This is a genomic window from Pedobacter africanus (assembly GCF_040548825.1).
In the GTDB taxonomy this organism is placed as follows: Bacteria; Bacteroidota; Bacteroidia; order Sphingobacteriales; family Sphingobacteriaceae; genus Pedobacter; species Pedobacter africanus_A.
Window position 1 is genome coordinate 587,677 of record NZ_JBEPSL010000002.1, and the last position, 17,023, is coordinate 604,699.

General features: G+C 43.8%; 16 protein-coding genes. 12 read left to right on the forward strand and 4 right to left on the reverse strand.

Going from position 1 to position 17,023, the window contains the following annotated elements; translation table 11 throughout:
* Positions 1-3: 3 nt before the first annotated feature.
* From ABIE26_RS12635 to ABIE26_RS12650, 4 genes are read left to right on the forward strand one after another with little or no spacing between them, the layout of a single operon-like run.
* Positions 4-1,167, forward strand: coding sequence for a 3-dehydroquinate synthase (locus tag ABIE26_RS12635; protein ID WP_310142398.1), 1,164 nt, complete (start codon positions 4-6; stop codon positions 1,165-1,167).
* Between the two features lie 14 nt (positions 1,168-1,181).
* Positions 1,182-2,390 carry a metabolite traffic protein EboE gene (eboE, locus tag ABIE26_RS12640; RefSeq protein ID WP_310142396.1) on the forward strand — a complete coding sequence of 403 codons (1,209 nt, stop codon included), beginning with the start codon at positions 1,182-1,184 and terminating at the stop codon, positions 2,388-2,390.
* Positions 2,391-2,420: 30 nt separating this feature from the next.
* Positions 2,421-3,773 carry an alkaline phosphatase family protein gene (locus ABIE26_RS12645; RefSeq protein WP_310142395.1) on the forward strand — a complete coding sequence of 451 codons (1,353 nt, stop codon included), beginning with the start codon at positions 2,421-2,423 and terminating at the stop codon, positions 3,771-3,773.
* Between the two features lie 39 nt (positions 3,774-3,812).
* On the forward strand, positions 3,813-6,197 hold the full coding sequence (locus ABIE26_RS12650) for a phosphocholine-specific phospholipase C (RefSeq protein WP_310142393.1): 2,385 nt from the start codon (positions 3,813-3,815) through the stop codon (positions 6,195-6,197).
* Here ABIE26_RS12650 and ABIE26_RS12655 read toward each other — a convergent pair.
* The 3 genes from ABIE26_RS12655 to ABIE26_RS12665 form a co-directional block, all read right to left on the reverse strand.
* Positions 6,178-6,441, reverse strand: a complete 264-nt coding sequence (locus ABIE26_RS12655) for an isoleucyl-tRNA synthetase (RefSeq protein WP_310142390.1) — start codon at positions 6,439-6,441, stop codon at positions 6,178-6,180. The two genes, ABIE26_RS12650 and ABIE26_RS12655, sit on opposite strands and share 20 nt — an antisense overlap.
* A 97-nt stretch (positions 6,442-6,538) precedes the next feature.
* The gene (locus ABIE26_RS12660) at positions 6,539-7,033 is read right to left on the reverse strand and encodes a hypothetical protein (RefSeq protein WP_310142388.1); all 495 of its coding nucleotides are present in this window, start codon (positions 7,031-7,033) and stop codon (positions 6,539-6,541) included.
* 133 nt (positions 7,034-7,166) lie between these two features.
* Positions 7,167-8,009 (reverse strand): DUF6929 family protein, encoded by an 843-nt coding sequence (locus ABIE26_RS12665; RefSeq protein ID WP_310142386.1) that lies wholly within the window; start codon positions 8,007-8,009, stop codon positions 7,167-7,169.
* Positions 8,010-8,245: 236 nt separating this feature from the next.
* On the opposite strand from ABIE26_RS12665, the gene ABIE26_RS12670 reads away from it, so the two are divergent.
* The 6 genes from ABIE26_RS12670 to ABIE26_RS12695 all read left to right on the forward strand — a co-directional run bounded on the left by ABIE26_RS12670 (position 8,246) and on the right by ABIE26_RS12695 (position 14,236).
* Positions 8,246-8,560, forward strand: a complete 315-nt coding sequence (locus ABIE26_RS12670; RefSeq protein WP_310142384.1) for a hypothetical protein — start codon at positions 8,246-8,248, stop codon at positions 8,558-8,560.
* 72 nt (positions 8,561-8,632) lie between these two features.
* Positions 8,633-12,025 (forward strand): isoleucine--tRNA ligase, encoded by a 3,393-nt coding sequence (gene ileS, locus ABIE26_RS12675; RefSeq protein ID WP_310142383.1) that lies wholly within the window; start codon positions 8,633-8,635, stop codon positions 12,023-12,025.
* A gap of 5 nt (positions 12,026-12,030) precedes the next feature.
* Complete coding sequence (locus ABIE26_RS12680; RefSeq protein ID WP_084237845.1) at positions 12,031-12,411, forward strand: TraR/DksA family transcriptional regulator; 381 nt, start codon at positions 12,031-12,033, stop codon at positions 12,409-12,411.
* Complete coding sequence (locus tag ABIE26_RS12685) at positions 12,411-13,013, forward strand: lipoprotein signal peptidase (RefSeq protein WP_084237846.1); 603 nt, start codon at positions 12,411-12,413, stop codon at positions 13,011-13,013. The genes ABIE26_RS12680 and ABIE26_RS12685 overlap by 1 nt, the downstream gene beginning before the upstream one ends.
* 82 nt (positions 13,014-13,095) lie before the next feature.
* Positions 13,096-13,800, forward strand: coding sequence for an SIMPL domain-containing protein (locus ABIE26_RS12690; RefSeq protein WP_310142380.1), 705 nt, complete (start codon positions 13,096-13,098; stop codon positions 13,798-13,800).
* Positions 13,801-13,924: 124 nt separating this feature from the next.
* Positions 13,925-14,236: a hypothetical protein gene (locus ABIE26_RS12695; RefSeq protein ID WP_310142379.1), complete on the forward strand. Its 312-nt coding sequence runs from the start codon at positions 13,925-13,927 to the stop codon at positions 14,234-14,236.
* 68 nt (positions 14,237-14,304) lie between these two features.
* Here ABIE26_RS12695 and serS read toward each other — a convergent pair whose 3' ends face one another.
* Positions 14,305-15,576, reverse strand: a complete 1,272-nt coding sequence (gene serS / locus ABIE26_RS12700) for a serine--tRNA ligase (protein WP_310142378.1) — start codon at positions 15,574-15,576, stop codon at positions 14,305-14,307.
* A gap of 34 nt (positions 15,577-15,610) precedes the next feature.
* Between serS and rsmI the strand changes: the two genes are divergently transcribed.
* Complete coding sequence (rsmI, locus tag ABIE26_RS12705; protein WP_310142377.1) at positions 15,611-16,324, forward strand: 16S rRNA (cytidine(1402)-2'-O)-methyltransferase; 714 nt, start codon at positions 15,611-15,613, stop codon at positions 16,322-16,324.
* 41 nt (positions 16,325-16,365) lie between these two features.
* Entirely contained in the window at positions 16,366-17,016 is a 651-nt protein-coding gene (locus tag ABIE26_RS12710) for a PH domain-containing protein (protein WP_310142375.1), read from the forward strand.
* Positions 17,017-17,023 lie beyond the last annotated feature (7 nt).

The following is a 17,023-nucleotide window of genomic DNA, read 5'->3' on the forward strand; positions in this document are numbered from 1 at the left end:
TATATGAATCATTTACAACAATCGTTTAGTGTAAAATTTGAATATAAAATCTGCTTTACCGCATCATTATTTGATGTGGAAAATGCAACGCTTACGGATTTTTTTAAGAACAGAACTTCTGCAGCATTGCGCAAAATATTTTTCGTAATAGACGGGGGCGTTACCGAAGCGCATCCCCATTTGAAAGCAGCCATCATAAATTATTTTGGTCATTACCAGGATGTTCAACTCATCCCTGAAATCCTGATCGTTCCAGGTGGGGAAGCTTCAAAAAACGACACAGCATTGTTTGACCGGATAGTGGAAGCTGTAAATGTACACGGTATAGATCGCCATTCCTATATCGCCGCAATTGGTGGTGGTGCAGTACTTGATCTGGTGGGTTATGCTGCTGCGGTTTCGCACCGGGGCATCAGGCATATCCGCATACCCACTACCGTACTTTCGCAGAACGACTCGGGTATTGGCGTCAAAAATGGCATCAACTACAAAGGGAAGAAGAATTTCCTGGGTACGTTTGCCCCTCCCGCAGCTGTATTTAATGATGAAGATTTTTTAACTACCCTAAGCGAGCGCGATTACCGTTCAGGTATATCTGAAGCCATAAAAGTAGCGCTGATTAAAGATGCGGAGTTTTTTTACTGGCTTGAAGCCCATGCTGCTAAGCTGGCCGCCAGGGATGCAGAAAGCATGAATTACCTGATCAGGCATTGCGCAAAGTTACACCTGGAACACATTGCTGGTGACGACCCTTTTGAAACAGGATCGGCCAGACCACTCGATTTCGGCCATTGGAGTGCCCACAAACTCGAACAGCTGAGCAATTTTGAAGTGCTGCACGGAGAAGCCGTGGCTATGGGCATTGCCCTGGACAGCACCTACTCTTTTTTAAAGGGTTTGCTGACGGAAACTGACCTGCAAAGGATCTTAAATGTACTGCTGCAACTCTCCTTCGACATATCCAATCCATTGATACGCATCGAAGATGCACAATCGCCTATTCTCCGCGGTTTGGCAGAATTCCAGGAACACCTTGGCGGCATACTCAGCATTACCCTGTTGAATAGCCTCGGGACCGGCAAAGAAGTACATGAAATGGATCAGGAACTGCTGATCAAAGCCAGCAGTTATGTTGCTGATTTCAGCAAACAAAAAGTCACCTCTTAACCACAGCTGCTAATATGAAATTAGATACAGGCCATTTAACCTATTGCACAAATATCCATGCTGGTAAAAACTGGACGGAAGACTTTAGCGCTTTAAAAGCAAATTTCCCGGCGATAAAACAAGCTGTTGCACCAGCACAGCCCCTTGGAATTGGACTCAGGTTGTCTCACGCAGCGAGCAGCGCATTAACGAATGAACAGGAGCTGGAAATTTTTAAACACTGGCTGAACGAAAACAATGCCTACGTTTTTACCATGAACGGTTTTCCTTATGGGGATTTTCATCATACCGTAGTTAAAGCCGAAGTACATAGCCCCGACTGGACTACAGATGAACGCAGGGATTACACCTTAAGGTTATTCCATATCCTGAAAAAATTAGTGCCCGAAGGCATGGATGCCGGCATTTCTACTTCACCCCTAAGCTACAGGCACTGGTTTAAAACGGATGAAGCCTTAAAACAGGCCAGGGAAAAAGCTACCCTGAACATGCTGGAGGTTGTAAAAGAACTCATCCGCATAGAACAGGAAAATGGCCTGCACATGCACCTGGATGTTGAACCGGAACCAGATGGCATGCTGGAAACAGGGAGGGAATTTATAGATTGGTATGAAAACGATGTGCTGCCTTTAGGCATCCCCATGCTAAAAGCCACATTTAACATCGACGAAAAGCAAGCTGAAATACTGATCAAAAGACACCTGTGCCTGTGCTATGATGTTTGCCATTTTGCCATTGGCTATGAACACCACGAAGCCGTTTTAGAGGAACTGGATTTAAAAGGTATAAAAGTGGGCAAAATGCAGATCAGTGCGGCATTACAAGCCGATTTAAGCTGTACTGAGGCAGAAAGGCAAAGTATAAAAACTGCATTCGGCAGGTTTAACGAAACCACTTACCTGCACCAGGTGGTAGCATTAACCTCAACAGGAGCATTGCTGCGTTATCCTGACCTGCCAGAAGCTTTGGAGAACTTTGACAATGATCCGGCCACACAATGGCGTGCCCATTTCCACGTTCCTATTTCAGTTAAAGAAATCGCTCCCCTGCAGTCCACCCAGGATGATATTGTAACCGTACTGGAGCTGCAAAAGCAGAAGCCTTTCACCCATCACCTGGAAGTAGAGACCTATACCTGGGAAGTTTTACCGGAACAGTTAAAATTGCCCATTGCCCAATCCATCAGCAACGAGCTGAACTGGGTTATTGACACCCTATCTTAAGCATAAGAGCCTTAACATGAAGAGCGTTATATGAAAAAAACTGTAGTCATAGATGTCGTTGGCCTTTCGGCAAACCTGATCGGGGAGCACACCCCCTTCCTGCAGCAATACGTTAAAAAAAGAAATCTTGCCAGCATAGCGCCCATGCTGCCTGCGGTAACCACAGCGGTACAATCAACCTATTTAACAGGAAAACAACCTTCCGGGCACGGAATAGTGGGCAATGGCTGGTACGATCATACCGATGCGGAGATCAAATTCTGGAAACAATCCAACAAACTCGTATTGGCCGAAAAGATCTGGGATGAAGCTAAAAAAGCAGATCCTTCCTTTACCTGCTCCAATATGTTCTGGTGGTACAACATGTACACTAATGCAGATTACGGCGTAACACCCCGGCCAAACTACCTGGCGGATGGCAGGAAAATGCCTGACTGTTACTCCTACCCCGCTGAACTGCGCGATATTTTACAGGAGAAACTGGGCCAGTTCCCTTTATTCCAGTTCTGGGGGCCGGGCGCAAACATCAAATCCTCCAAATGGATTGCTGATGCTTCGGTAATTACCGATGGCTTGTACGACCCGACCCTGACCCTGATTTACCTCCCTCATCTGGATTATTGCCTGCAAAAATTTGGCCCAGATTTTAACCAGATAGGTAAAGAACTAAATGAAATAGATGAACTGCTGAAAGGCCTGGTGAATTACTATGCACAAAAGAATGCTGAAATCATCATCCTTTCCGAGTACGGGATTGCACCGGTAAACAAGCCGGTACATTTAAACAGGATATTCCGGGAAAATGGCCTGTTACAGATCCGCGTAGAGCGGGGACTTGAATTACTGGATGCAGGAGCTTCAAAGGCATTTGTGGTGGCCGACCACCAGGTGGCCCATGTGTACATTAACGATCTGGCGGTAAAGGAACAGGTAAAAGAAGTCCTGGAAAAAACATCTGGTGTAGCCCTGGTGCTGGACGAAGAAGGCAAAAAGCAATATGGCATAAACCATGAGCGTGCCGGAGATTTTGTAGTGGTTGCCCGGCCTGAAAGCTGGTTTACCTATTATTTCTGGCTGGACGATGCCAAAGCCCCTGATTATGCCCGGTGTGTAGATATCCATAAAAAACCCGGTTACGACCCTGTAGAAATGTTCATGTCGTCCAAGCCCCGTGCGGCCTACAAACTTCTGCGTAAAAAAGCAGGGTTCAGGTATGTGATGGACGTGATCCCGCTGGATGCTACCCTCATCAAAGGCTCGCATGGCAGTGTAAATACCCCAGCAGAATTTCATCCTGTACTGATTACAGATGAACAATTAAATAAAGAAAACCTGCAGGCCACAGAAGTTTATAAAGTGATCAGGAAAGCTTTGAACCTTTAGAGAATCTGATTACATTTGGTTACACACATGAATAACCAAATGGACTCAAGAAGAGAATTTTTAAAAAAAGCTGCTATATTATCTGGTGCAGCAGGTCTGCCCAACGTTATCCCGATGTCGATACAAAAGGCTATGGCTATCAGTGCCGATCCGGGAAGTACTTTTTATGATGCGGAACATATTGTATTTTTAATGCAGGAGAACCGCTCGTTCGACCATATGTTCGGGCGCCTAAAAGGAGTACGTGGTTTTAATGACCCCAGGGCTTATACTTTGCCCGATAAGAATAAGGTCTGGCTGCAAAAAGATAAAGAAGGAAAGACTTACGCCCCATTTCATGTAGATATCAACAAAACAAAGATTACCTGGCAAGGCGGATTGCCGCATTCCTGGAACGACCAGGTTGCTGCACGCAATAACGGACGTTACGACAAATGGGCCCCTGTAAAAAGCCTGATGTCGCTGGGTTATTACGATCGCTCGGACGTGCCTTTTTACTACGCCATGGCAGATGCCTTTACCATATGCGACCATCATTTCTGTTCTTCATTAACAGGGACAACACCAAACCGGCTGTTTTTCTGGACCGGCACCATCAGGCCGGAGCAGAATGGCACTTCAGTAGCTGCGGTAAACAATTCACAGGCCGAATCGCGTAACAATGTGTATGTAGACTGGCATACCTTCCCTGAGCTGCTGGAAGACAACAACATCAGCTGGAAGATTTACCAGAACGAAATATGGACAGCCGACCTTCAGGGAAAAGATGTAGATTCCTGGCTGGGCAATTACGGCGACAATGCCATCGAATATGTAAAGCGATACAACGTAAAACTTTCTGCTTATTTCAGAAAGAATGGCGACAATACCGCAAAACCACCGTTGAACGCCGGGCAGGTAAGGGCCAAATACGAAAAACTATCGGATAGGGAAAAGAACCTGATCGATAAGGCCTTTGCTACCAATATCAACGCCCCGGGCAATTACCTGGAACTGGCTCCTTTTACTTATACCGACGATAAGGGAGAAAAACAGACCATGGAAATCCCGAAGAATGACATCTTTTACCAGTTCAGGAAAGATGTAGATGAGGGCAAACTGCCAACGGTATCCTGGCTGGTTGCACCAGAGAATTTCTCTGACCACACCAGCGCCCCATTATACGGCACCTGGTATGTATCGGAGGCCATAGACATTCTAACCAAAAATCCGGAAGTCTGGAAAAAGACTATTTTTATCCTGACCTATGATGAGAATGATGGTTATTTTGACCACCTTCCTCCATATGTAGTGCCTAAACCTAATGCGGCAGATACAGGCAAGGTATCTCCGCAAATAGATATAGCACCAGATTATGAATTGAAAAAAGATAGCCCCATTGGCCTGGGTTACCGGGTGCCGATGCTGATTGCCTCGCCATGGAGCAAGGGCGGCTATGTAAATTCGCAGGTATTCGATCATACCTCATGCCTGCAATTCCTGGAGCATTTCCTGAGTAAAAAAACAGGAAAAAACATCAGGAGCAATAACATCAGCAGTTGGAGAAGGGCGATCTGCGGTGACCTTACCTCGGCCTTCAGGCCTTCAAAAGGGGCAGGCGACAATATCCCGGCGCTGCTTAAAAAAGAGGAAGTGATTGTCAGCATCAACAATGCAAGGAACAAGCCGCCTCAGGTTAAACCGGATCCTTTAAAAGCGGAAGATATTGAAAAGATCAATGCCAATCCATCCTTTTCGCCTTTATCTTCTCCATTTATGCCACAGCAGGAAAAAGGCACCAGTTTGGCCTGCGCATTACCGTACCAATTGTTTGCCGAATGCCAGCTGGACACAAAAAAACAGCACATTGAGCTTTATTTTGAAAGCGGAAAAGGAAATTTCGGACAAAAAACTGTTCCTAAAGGTGCACCCTTTACCGTATACACCACAGATGTTTACAAAGGCCTAAATGGAAAGAACTGGAACTATGCTTTAACCGCAGGAGATCAATTGAGAGACCAGTTAAAGCTGGAACATTTTGCCGATAACAGGTACGATGTACAGGTAAGCGGACCAAATGGATTTTTCCGCCGTTTTAAAGGCAGCAAAAACGATCCATCCTTAAAAACCAATTGTAATTATGAAAACACTGGCTTTTTGAGCAAAAAGCCCAGCGGAAATATTGAATTGTTGCTGGAAAATACCGGGAAAAACGAACTGAAACTGAATATTAAGCATAATGCTTATAAAAGCGCAATTGCGGAAGTTGTATCACTTAGCCCGGGCCAGAAAACCAAACTGGTGCTCGACCTGAAAAACAGTTCAGGCTGGTACGATTTCAGCATTACGGTAAATGGCGACCAGCACTACAGCAGACAGTATGCCGGACACGTAGAAACCGGAGAAGATTCCATTACAGACCCATTTATGGCTGGCCTGTTATAGTTGGTTCAGCTGGATCCGATTGTTTTTCAGGGTCCAGCTGAACTTCCACATCGTTTACTTTTTTGGCAAACATAATGGGATAAAGGAACCATAGTGCGCCTACCAGAAACAAAAGCCCGGATAGTTTAAGCACATACACACTATAGGCAGCATTAGTCGGCTCAATAAGTTTATAGGCCACTAATCCGATAACGCCCAGCAAGATGACGTATACCGCTTTCTGAAGTTTCAATACTTTGATCATAACGCAAGCATTAGGTTACGTTTTTGTTAATAACAAAAATCAAACCATCTTGTTTATCCCTATAACAAAACAGGCGCCTCAATTGAGGCACCTGTTTTTACAAAGCGTGGATCCTGGATTTTTCGAAAAGCCTGATCCAGGCTTTTTTGGAAATCATGATGGTCTCCTGCTTAAAGTTGTTATTGCCTTTATAAGGATAGACATCAAACATGATGTTGTTAATGCCCAGCAATTTCATCGGATGGGGTACAATCCGGGTGCCGTTAACCATAAATTCATTGTCTTTAAAAGCATCAAACAAGCCTAAAACATAATTGTAAAAATCGGCCTGTTCTTTTGCGGACGAAAAGTTAATGTTCTCATAAATCTGCGAGTTCCCCATACCTTTGGTACCATACCTGAGGAATTCCGTATCCCCCTGCGAATACAGTTCATAATCTGGTGTGAGAACGGTTAGCTTAACCCCGATTCTTTTGGCTTTGGCTTTTGTCTCATCAGTTTTAACTTCGGCTTTGCTCCGCCCAACCTGGAACTGAGAAAAGGCACTGAATGAGCACAGTGCAATGGCTGTCATTAAGAATATCTTTTTCATAGGTGATATATTTATTAATTCAAAAATAGGAAAAAAAACTTCTGTTTCAACTTAGGGTTAATTTGTGTCAGGATAAAACGCTTTACTTCCAAACACCTTCTCATTCACTATAAATTTGAACTTCAACGTTAGCTCAGTAACCCATAATGTCAAGCCTCAGCAAATAAATATCAGCCTGCTTCTTATCACTATCGTTATCTTCGCACAGCAGGAATGAAAGCTCGTTTCCACGGCTATATTGTAAAGTAAGCCCTTCAAATTTATGCCTGCGGGAGATTTCTTTTGTAAACACAACTTTCATAGTTTTGATATCTATACAGCCAATCATGCTTCCTAAAACTTCACCGTCATGATAGGTCGAATTCGCATTTTCAGCCGCTGCTAAAAAATAAAGCTTGTCCCCCACTTCAACTGCGTCTGTAAAACCAGAATTAACACCATTAATTTCCGGGAGATCTGGTTCAGTAAATGTAATTTTAGAATTGCTGGTTAAATGATTACCATGGAAGACAAAAACAACGTTTTTCCCAGATTTTCCGTTTCCCCGATTAAAGAAATACCAGGTATTTCCGGTATGAACGACCCCTTCAATGTTGAAATTTTCTGCTGTTAAGCCAGCTAGCACCTGCATCCTTTTATATAATGCCGATAAATCCAGAGCGGAAATCTTTTCCTTGGTATTTGCATTTAACTGAATCATTTGAGTCCGCCTTTCTGTTGAACCGGAGCCAAAAAGATAAAACGACTGGTCGTAAAAGGCCAAGGCCTCAAAATCCGGCTTCAGCCTCTTCTCCGCATTTTCGGCCGGGTTTTCGCCTAGGGCGTATCGTTTTAGGCCTGATGATTTAAGTTCGTATTCATAGAAATAAGAACTGTTGTCACCAATCACAAACAGCGAATTTTCTTTTAAAAACAAACCGGATGCGGAACTTATCCCTATGATATGAAATAACAATTCCAGTGTAAAACTATTCATTTTGATTCTATACCAGGCTGATAAAGAAAGCGGGGACAAACCATAAAGGTTGTCCCCGCTTAAAATTAACGCTCTCAGGAACTAATATATGCAAATGATTTCTTCTGCCAAATATTTTAAGGATTTTATTAATAATTATACAACTGGGCTTTTTGTTTATTACCACCTGGCGCCCGAAAATAAGGGGTTGTGATAATGATAAACTTCTGCCATATTTGCAGGGATAACCTTATTGGATGAATACCATTACTGTATTGGCAATTATTGATTTCGAGGCCAGACCCAAAGCTCCACTTACCCGCATGATGAATGAGCGGCTGGAGCGTTTGGCGGCCGATTTGCAGGTATTTCTGGATAAGGAACTGCATGAAGTGAAAGACTGTAATGACCTGACGGTTTACCTGAGCTACAACAGCAGTTATGCCATCCGCTGGCGCATCACAAATGAGGTTCCGGAGCATGTAGTAAATGTGGTTGCCAATAAATGCGCACAACTGGGCTATGTTGTCTGGAAAAGTTCTGACCTGCATAAATCCAGGCCTGATTCTTAAATCATTTAACACTTCAACTTTTCAATAGAAAACCTTAGCTTTGCATCCTTAATTTTTGGAGATACTTGATTGATGTATAGGGAATTTAAACAACTGGAACTAGCTAAAATAAGCGAAGAGATACTTGATTTTTGGAAAGCGGAAAACATCTTTGAGAAAAGCATTTCAACCAGATCAAAATCTAACCCTTTTACTTTTTATGAAGGCCCCCCTTCTGCCAACGGAATGCCTGGTATTCACCATGTAATGGCAAGGGCCATTAAAGATATTTTTTGCCGGTACAAAACCCTTAAAGGCTACCAGGTTAAACGTAAGGCCGGCTGGGATACGCACGGATTACCCGTAGAACTGGGTACTGAAAAAGAGCTGGGCATTACCAAAGAAGACATCGGCAAGACCATTTCCGTAGAAGATTATAACGAAGCCTGCAAAAAAACAGTAATGCGTTACACTGATGTGTGGAACGACCTTACCGAGAAAATGGGCTATTGGGTAGATATGGGCGACCCCTATGTGACCTACAAATCGAAATACATGGAGTCGGTTTGGTGGCTCCTAAAAGAAATCTACGACAAAGGCCTGCTTTACAAAGGTTATACCATACAGCCCTATTCTCCAAAAGCAGGAACAGGCTTAAGCTCGCACGAGGTTAACCAGCCTGGCGCCTACCGCGATGTAACAGATACCACCATTGTAGCCCAGTTTAAAGCTTTGGCAGATACCCTGCCTGTTTTTTTACAGGGGCATGGCGACATCCACCTGATGGCCTGGACCACTACACCATGGACCCTGCCATCCAATACTGCACTTACCGTAGGTCCGAAAATAGACTATGTACTGGTCAAAACCTTTAACCAATATACTTTCCTTCCGGTAAATGTAATTTTGGCCAAAGCACTTATTGGCAAACAATTCAGCAAAACCTATTTTGAAAGCGCTGCGGCTGAAGACTTTGAAAACTTTAAGGAAGGAGATAAAAAGATCCCTTACCAGGTTTTAGCGGAATTTAAAGGTGCCGACCTGGTTGGCATCCGCTACGAGCAGCTTTTGACGTATGTGTTGCCGTATCAAAATCCTGAAAATGCTTTCAGGGTAATATCGGGCGATTTCGTGACCACCGAAGACGGGACGGGTATTGTTCATACTGCCCCTACTTTTGGTGCAGATGATGCCAGGGTAGCCAAAGAAGCCGTACCTGAAGTACCACCGATGCTGGCGCTGGATGAAAACGGCATTCCGGTGCCATTGGTAGATCTGCAGGGTAAATTCACCTCGCATCTTGGCGAGCTGGCCGGCAAATACGTAAAGAACGAATATTACGATGCGGGCCAGGCACCCGAAAAATCGGTTGATGTAGAAATTGCTATCCGCTTAAAAGAGGAAAACAAAGCCTTTAAGGTAGAGAAATACGTACACAGCTACCCGCACAGCTGGAGAACTGATGAACCGCTTTTGTATTACCCGCTGGATTCCTGGTTCATTAAGGTTACCGACGTGAAAGACCGGATGTTTGACCTGAATGAAACCATCAACTGGAAACCGAAATCGACCGGGGAAGGACGTTTCGGAAACTGGCTCAAAAATGCCAACGACTGGAACCTTTCGCGCTCCAGGTACTGGGGCATTCCGCTGCCGATCTGGAGAACGGAAGACAAGAAAGAAGAAGTGATCATGGGCTCGGTTGAACAGCTGTACCATGCCATAGAAAAATCAATCGCTGCCGGATTCCAGAAAGAAAACCCTTTCAAAGGCTTTGAAATCGGCAACATGTCGGAAACCAATTACGACCTGGTTGATCTGCATAAAAATGTTGTGGATGAGATTGTACTGGTTTCAGAATCGGGCAAACCGATGAAACGTGAGAGCGACCTGATTGACGTATGGTTTGATTCGGGCGCCATGCCTTATGCGCAGTGGCACTACCCTTTTGAAAACAAAGACAAGATCGATAACGGTACCGACTTCCCGGCAGACTTTATTGCTGAAGGGGTTGACCAGACCCGCGGATGGTTTTATACCCTGCATGCCATAGGCACACTGGTTTTTGATAAAATTGCCTACAAAAACGTGGTGTCTAACGGTCTGGTGCTCGACAAGAACGGACAGAAAATGTCTAAACGCCTGGGCAATGCAGTAGATCCTTTCAAAACCCTGGCAGAATACGGACCTGATGCTACCCGCTGGTATATGATCTCGAATGCCAACCCATGGGACAACCTGAAGTTTGACATTGAAGGAATTGCCGAAATCCGCCGTAAGTTTTTTGGTACGCTTTACAATACCTATGCTTTCTTTGCCTTGTATGCCAATATAGATCGCTTTGTATTTGATCAGGACAAGCTTACCCCAATTGCTGAACGCAGTGAACTGGACCGCTGGATCTTATCACTGCTGCAAACGCTGAAAACGGAAGTAGATGAAAGCTATAATGCCTATGAACCTACCAAAGCCACAAGGGCCATACAGGCTTTTGTTGATGAGCACCTGAGCAACTGGTACATCCGCTTGTCGCGCCGCCGCTTCTGGAAGGGTGAAATGACTGCAGATAAAAAAGCAGCATACGAGACTTTATACACCTGTTTAACCAGTGTAGCCCAAATGATGGCTCCGGTAGCACCTTTCTTTGCCGATTGGCTGTTCCGCAATTTAACGGTGGGCGACAAATTCAAACAGGTCGAGTCTATCCACCTGAGTTTATGGACCGATGCAGATGCCTCACAAATTGACACTGAACTGAACGAAAGAATGCAGCTTGCACAAGACATTTCATCAATGGTATTGTCGCTCCGCAAGAAAACAGGCATCAATGTACGTCAACCCCTGGCTAAAATTTTAATCCCGGTGCTGGACAACAAATTTGCAGAAAGGGTGGAGCTGGTAAAAGATCTGATCTTATCGGAAACCAATATCAAAGCGATTGAATACATCACTGATACTGCGGGCTTTATCAAGAAAAAGATCAAACCTAATTTCAAAGCCTTAGGCCCTAAAGTTGGCAAAGACATGAAAACCGTTGCCGAAAAAGTGAGCAATATGAGCCAGGAAGAGCTGGTTGATTTTGAAAATACCGGCAAGTATTCAGTTAGCGGCACGGATTATGTTATTGAGCTGAGCGATGTAGAGATTATTGCAGAGGATATCCCGGGATGGCAGGTAACCAATATGGGTAGTTTAACCGTAGCGCTGGATGTGTCGATCACCGATGCACTTAAGCAGGAAGGTTTATCGCGCGAACTGGTTAACAGGATCCAGAACCTGAGAAAGGAACTGAACTACGAAGTTACAGACAGGATTACGGTTACTTTACAAAACCATAACCTGATTGCAGATGCGGTAGCTCAAAATAAACCCTACATTTGCGCTGAAATTTTGGCAGATAATATTAACTTAACAGAAACTTTAGCTAACGGAAACAAAATAGTAATCGAGGACGTTGAACTACAAATTTTGATTGCACAACAATAATTATTATGGAAAAAGAGAAAACAAGGTATTCTGACAGTGAATTGCAGGAATTTAAAGAATTGATCCAGGAGAAATTGAGAATGGCAAGAGAAGAGTTTCTTGATCTGACCAACTCATTGAGCAGTCCTAATTCTAATGGAACTGAAGATACTTCCGGCACCTACAAAACACTGGAAGATGGTTCGGCAACACTGGAAAAAGAGCAATTGAACCAGCTGGCAGCCCGTCAGAAAAAATTCATTGAAAATTTAGAAGCAGCACTGGTGCGTATAGAGAACAAGACTTATGGGATTTGCAGAGAAACAGGTAAACTGATTCAGAAAGAACGTCTGCGTGCAGTTCCTCATGCTACATTAAGTATGGAAGCTAAACTGAAGCAGTCGTAATGAAAGGCTATACAAAACCTTTATTGATCATCTTTCTTGTATTACTGGCCGACCAGGTTTTAAAGACCTGGATAAAGACCAATATGTACCTGGGCCAGGAGTTCAAGATTATTGGCAACTGGTTCATCATTCACTTCACCGAGAATAACGGAATGGCCTTTGGGCTGGAGTTTGGTGGTGAATTTGGTAAACTGGCTTTGTCTCTCTTCAGAATTGCAGCGGTGGCCGGAATTGGCTATGGCTTACATTACCTGATCCAGAGAAAATACCACAGGGGACTGATCCTTAACGTGGCCCTGATCTTTGCAGGTGCATTGGGCAACATCATTGACTCTGTGTTATATGGCAAGATTTATGGTTATGCCAGCCTGTTTCATGGTCGTGTAGTAGATATGTTCTATTTCCCGCTGGTGCAGGGTGTATTCCCTAAATGGGTTCCGATATGGGGAGGCGAGGATTTTATCTTCTTCCGTCCGGTGTTTAACATTGCCGATGCAGCCATATCTGTTGGTGTAATATTGATCCTGATCTTCCAGAAATCCTACTTCAAAGAAGAAGTAGTTGAAGAAATTGGGCCTAATAATGAGATGGTTGAAGATTAATTCATAAAAATATATCTGTGGATATGGAATTGGTACGAAAGTTTCATCTATATATCAAATACACAAAAGAAAAATTTACATTATGAAAAAGTTATTAAGCCTTGCCATCGTTGCCTTATTTAGTGTTAGCGCTATGGCCCAACAAACAGACCTGCGCAGAAAGATCAATGTTAGCGGTTCTGCAGAAACTGAAGTTACCCCGGATATCATTTACATCAGCATTTCTTTAAAAGAATACCTGAAAGATGGAAACAGCAAGAAAAAAGTAGACATTACCACTTTGGAAAATGAACTTTTTAATGCGGTGCAGAAAGCGGGCCTGGACAAAGAGAACTTAACGATCAACAATTTGTCCAGCTACACTGCAGTTGCCGAAAAGAAAAAAAACCCGGATTACCTGGCCAGCAAACAATACCGCTTAAAGGTAAGCGACCTGAACAAATGGAATGCGATTATCGGCAGTGTTGATCCTAAAGGGGTTGCCTATACCAATATCGACAGCTACGATTATTCCAAAATTGAAAGCCTGAAAAAAGAGCTTAAAATTAAAGCCTTACAGGCAGCCAAAGCCAAAGCAACTTATTTAGTTGAAGCCATCGGCGATAAACTGGGAGGTGCGCTGGATATCCAGGAGATCAATAATGAGGCCTATCCTCAGCCAATGTACCGCAATGTCATGATGATGAAAGCCGAAAGTGCAGACATGGCCGGTGGTGCTGCCCCTGAGATCGATTTCAAAAAAATCAAATTAAACTACGTAATGAATGTAGTATTTGAGATCAAATAACATAAGACCTGACCTGTAGACTATACAGTTTTAGCAAAAAATAATGCAATAAACCTACCAAAACAAATTGGTAGGTTTTTTGTTGTTTACGTGTTTATACTGTTATACCACAAATCAATAAACCATGAAAAGATTAATTTATACTTTGGTACTTCTTTTTACGCTCACTATCAACACGAATGTTGTTTCGGCTGCCGACAACAAAAAAGCGAAAACTGAAATGACTGCTGAACAAAAAGTTCAGCTGGAAAGGATCAAGACCCGTGTAGAGGAAATCAGGAGCATGGATAAATCGGATCTGTCCAGGGAAGAGCGAAAAGAATTACGTAAAGAATTAAGAGAACTTAAAAAAGAGGCCCGCGCAATGGGCGGTGGTGTTTACCTTTCGGTAGGTGCAATTATCATCATCATTTTATTGCTGATCCTTATCCTATAGTATTATTAACTAACCCTAACATCTACCTGTTAGAAACAAAAGCTTCCCCATGGGGAAGCTTTTATGTTTTAGTCGATATATTCGAAGCCCGTATATTTAACCAGGGCCTCCGGGATTTTAATCCCTTTTTCGGTCTGGTTATTTTCCAGGATTGCAGCTACGATACGTGGTAAGGCCAGGGCGCTCCCATTTAAAGTATGTGCCAGCTGGGTTTTTCCGGTTGCGCCTTTAAATCTTAGCCTTAACCTGTTGCTTTGATAGGTTTCAAAGTTGGAAACAGAAGACACCTCCAGCCAGCGCTGCTGGGCAGCACTCCACACTTCCATATCATAGGTCATGGCCGCGGTAAAGCTCATATCGCCACCACATAAACGCAACACACGGTAGTGCAGGCCAAGCTTTTGGAGCAATGACTGTACGTAGGTGCTCATTTCTTCCAACACCTGGTAAGATTGCTCCGGATGTACGATCTGCACAATTTCTACCTTATCGAACTGGTGCAGCCTGTTTAAACCACGCACATGCGCACCATAAGAACCTGCCTCGCGGCGGAAACATGGGGTATAACCGGTATTCTTAACCGGCATTTCATCTTCTTTCAAAATCACGTCCCTGTACAGGTTTGTTACCGGTACTTCAGCAGTTGGGATGAGGTAAAGGTTATCGATCCCCACGTGGTACATCTGTCCTTCTTTATCCGGTAGTTGCCCTGTTCCAAAACCTGAAGCTTCGTTTACCAGGTGTGGCACCTGCATTTCACGGTAGCCCTCGGCAATGGCATGGTCTAAAAAGAAATTGATCAGCGCACGCTGTAAACGGGCACCTTTACCTTTATAGACAGGAAAACCCGCGCCGGCAATTTTAGTTCCCAGTTCAAAGTCTATAATATCATATTTCGCAGTCAGCTCCCAGTGAGGCAATGCCTGAGCCGGCATTACAGCGGGTGCTCCATGCGTATACACAATCTCATTTTCCTCGGGTGTAGTACCCGGCTTCACCAGGTGGTGCGGCAGGTTCGGCAATTGCACAATCAGGTGATGCAATTTGTCTTCAGCAGCGCTCAGCTCATCAGACAAGTTTTTGATCTGCTCTTTGTTCGCTGTAGTCTGGCCCTTTAACGCTTCGGCTTCATCCTTTTTTCCGGCACGCATCAACTCACCAATTTGTTTTGCGCTCGAATTTGCAATTGCAGAGAGGTTATCTAACGAGGTTTGAAATTGTCTTCTCTCTTCGTCGGTTTTAATAATCTCATCAACCAGTTCTGGTTGTTTGAAGTTTTTGAGGCTTAAGCCTGCTAAAACTTTCTCTCTGTTTTCGCGGATATAGTTAACTTGCAGCATTATTTATTTTTTTACAAAGATAAGATTGATTTACATGCCCGGCAAACTATTTCTTGTTCCCACCCCTATTGGCAACCTGGAGGATATGACCTTTAGGGCCATCCGGATTTTAAAAGAAGCGGATGTAATCCTGGCTGAGGATACCAGGACCAGCGCGCCCATGTTAAAACACTTCGGGATAGATAAAAAAGCCTACTCCCACCATCAGCACAATGAACACCAGGCCACATCAGAGATCATTAAATTTTTGAAGGAAGGAAAGAAGGTAGCCCTTATTTCTGATGCCGGAACACCTGCCATATCCGACCCGGGTTTTTTCCTGGTAAGGGAAACCTTAAAACATGACCTGGAAGTGGAATGCCTGCCCGGGGCTACTGCTTTTGTACCTGCATTGGTAAATTCAGGGCTGCCCAACGACACCTTTGTTTTTGAAGGTTTTTTACCCGTTAAAAAAGGACGTCAAACCAGGCTGAAAAAACTGGCAGAAGAAGAACGGACCATGATATTTTATGAAAGTCCGCACCGTTTGTTAAAAACCCTGGAAGAATTTGCGCAATATATGGGAACAGAACGACAGGCCTCGGTAAGCAGGGAACTGACTAAACTGTATGAGGAAACCGTAAGAGGTACACTCACAGAAATTAAATCACATTTTGAAAACAATATATTAAAAGGGGAATTTGTAATTTGTGTGGCCGGACATGAGGAAATAAAGAAGAAAAACAAATATAAAGAAGAATCGGAATAAGGGTTCAATTTTTGATAGCTCAGTATTTAAACAGAAACACAATGATATTAATAGATAGATTTTTAAGTGACGAACAAGACCCAAAGGCCGTTGAAAAGGTTTTGGGTAAGCTAAACGATATGCTGACCAGCAATGAGGAACTGATTTACATGGCCGTACAAAAAAAGCCTGCGGTAAACCTGCTCCCGGATTGCATTGCCGTGAGTAACAAGCGTATTTTTTATTGCGAGCCTGGCAATTTCGGGATCACTATGAATTTTAAGGACATTTCCTGGAAGAGCATCAAGGAAGTTTCTTTTAAAGAGGAGATTTTCGGTTCCAAATTTATCTGTGTGCCTTTACACGGAGAAAATATCATCACAGAGTATATTCCTAAGGTACAGGCCCGTAAATTATACCAGGCAGCCTATGAGCAGCTGGAGGCCTTTAAGGAACAGCAACGGCAAGCGGAACTGGAAGAAAGACGTTCCTCAACTTCGCCGGTAACGGTAAATACTGCCCCGGCCGAACAGCCTGTGGTAGAGGATGAGCCAAAGTCATTTTTTTCGCCACCGCCTGCTCCTGCGCCCATAGAGGAACCTGAGGATGAAACTACCTTAAAGTTGAGAAAACTGAAAAGCCTGTACGACAAACACCTGATTACGCAGGAGGAATACGAAGCAAAAAAAGCCGACATTTTAGACAGCTTATAGGCCTGCT

What these genes read in the sequence shown, in the direction of transcription:
- ABIE26_RS12655 (WP_310142390.1), bottom strand. Translation starts at nt 6,441, where the DNA reads ATGATCAAAGTATTGAAACTTCAGAAAGCGGTATACGTCATCTTGCTG.
- ABIE26_RS12665 (WP_310142386.1), bottom strand. Translation starts at nt 8,009, where the DNA reads ATGAATAGTTTTACACTGGAATTGTTATTTCATATCATAGGGATAAGT.
- rsmI (WP_310142377.1), top strand. Translation starts at nt 15,611, where the DNA reads ATGCCCGGCAAACTATTTCTTGTTCCCACCCCTATTGGCAACCTGGAG.
- ABIE26_RS12660 (WP_310142388.1), bottom strand. Translation starts at nt 7,033, where the DNA reads ATGAAAAAGATATTCTTAATGACAGCCATTGCACTGTGCTCATTCAGT.
- eboE (WP_310142396.1), top strand. Translation starts at nt 1,182, where the DNA reads ATGAAATTAGATACAGGCCATTTAACCTATTGCACAAATATCCATGCT.
- ABIE26_RS12685 (WP_084237846.1), top strand. Translation starts at nt 12,411, where the DNA reads ATGAAAGGCTATACAAAACCTTTATTGATCATCTTTCTTGTATTACTG.
- serS (WP_310142378.1), bottom strand. Translation starts at nt 15,576, where the DNA reads ATGCTGCAAGTTAACTATATCCGCGAAAACAGAGAGAAAGTTTTAGCA.
- ABIE26_RS12710 (WP_310142375.1), top strand. Translation starts at nt 16,366, where the DNA reads ATGATATTAATAGATAGATTTTTAAGTGACGAACAAGACCCAAAGGCC.
- ABIE26_RS12695 (WP_310142379.1), top strand. Translation starts at nt 13,925, where the DNA reads ATGAAAAGATTAATTTATACTTTGGTACTTCTTTTTACGCTCACTATC.
- ABIE26_RS12635 (WP_310142398.1), top strand. Translation starts at nt 4, where the DNA reads ATGAATCATTTACAACAATCGTTTAGTGTAAAATTTGAATATAAAATC.
- ABIE26_RS12670 (WP_310142384.1), top strand. Translation starts at nt 8,246, where the DNA reads ATGAATACCATTACTGTATTGGCAATTATTGATTTCGAGGCCAGACCC.
- ABIE26_RS12650 (WP_310142393.1), top strand. Translation starts at nt 3,813, where the DNA reads ATGGACTCAAGAAGAGAATTTTTAAAAAAAGCTGCTATATTATCTGGT.
- ABIE26_RS12690 (WP_310142380.1), top strand. Translation starts at nt 13,096, where the DNA reads ATGAAAAAGTTATTAAGCCTTGCCATCGTTGCCTTATTTAGTGTTAGC.
- ileS (WP_310142383.1), top strand. Translation starts at nt 8,633, where the DNA reads ATGTATAGGGAATTTAAACAACTGGAACTAGCTAAAATAAGCGAAGAG.
- ABIE26_RS12645 (WP_310142395.1), top strand. Translation starts at nt 2,421, where the DNA reads ATGAAAAAAACTGTAGTCATAGATGTCGTTGGCCTTTCGGCAAACCTG.
- ABIE26_RS12680 (WP_084237845.1), top strand. Translation starts at nt 12,031, where the DNA reads ATGGAAAAAGAGAAAACAAGGTATTCTGACAGTGAATTGCAGGAATTT.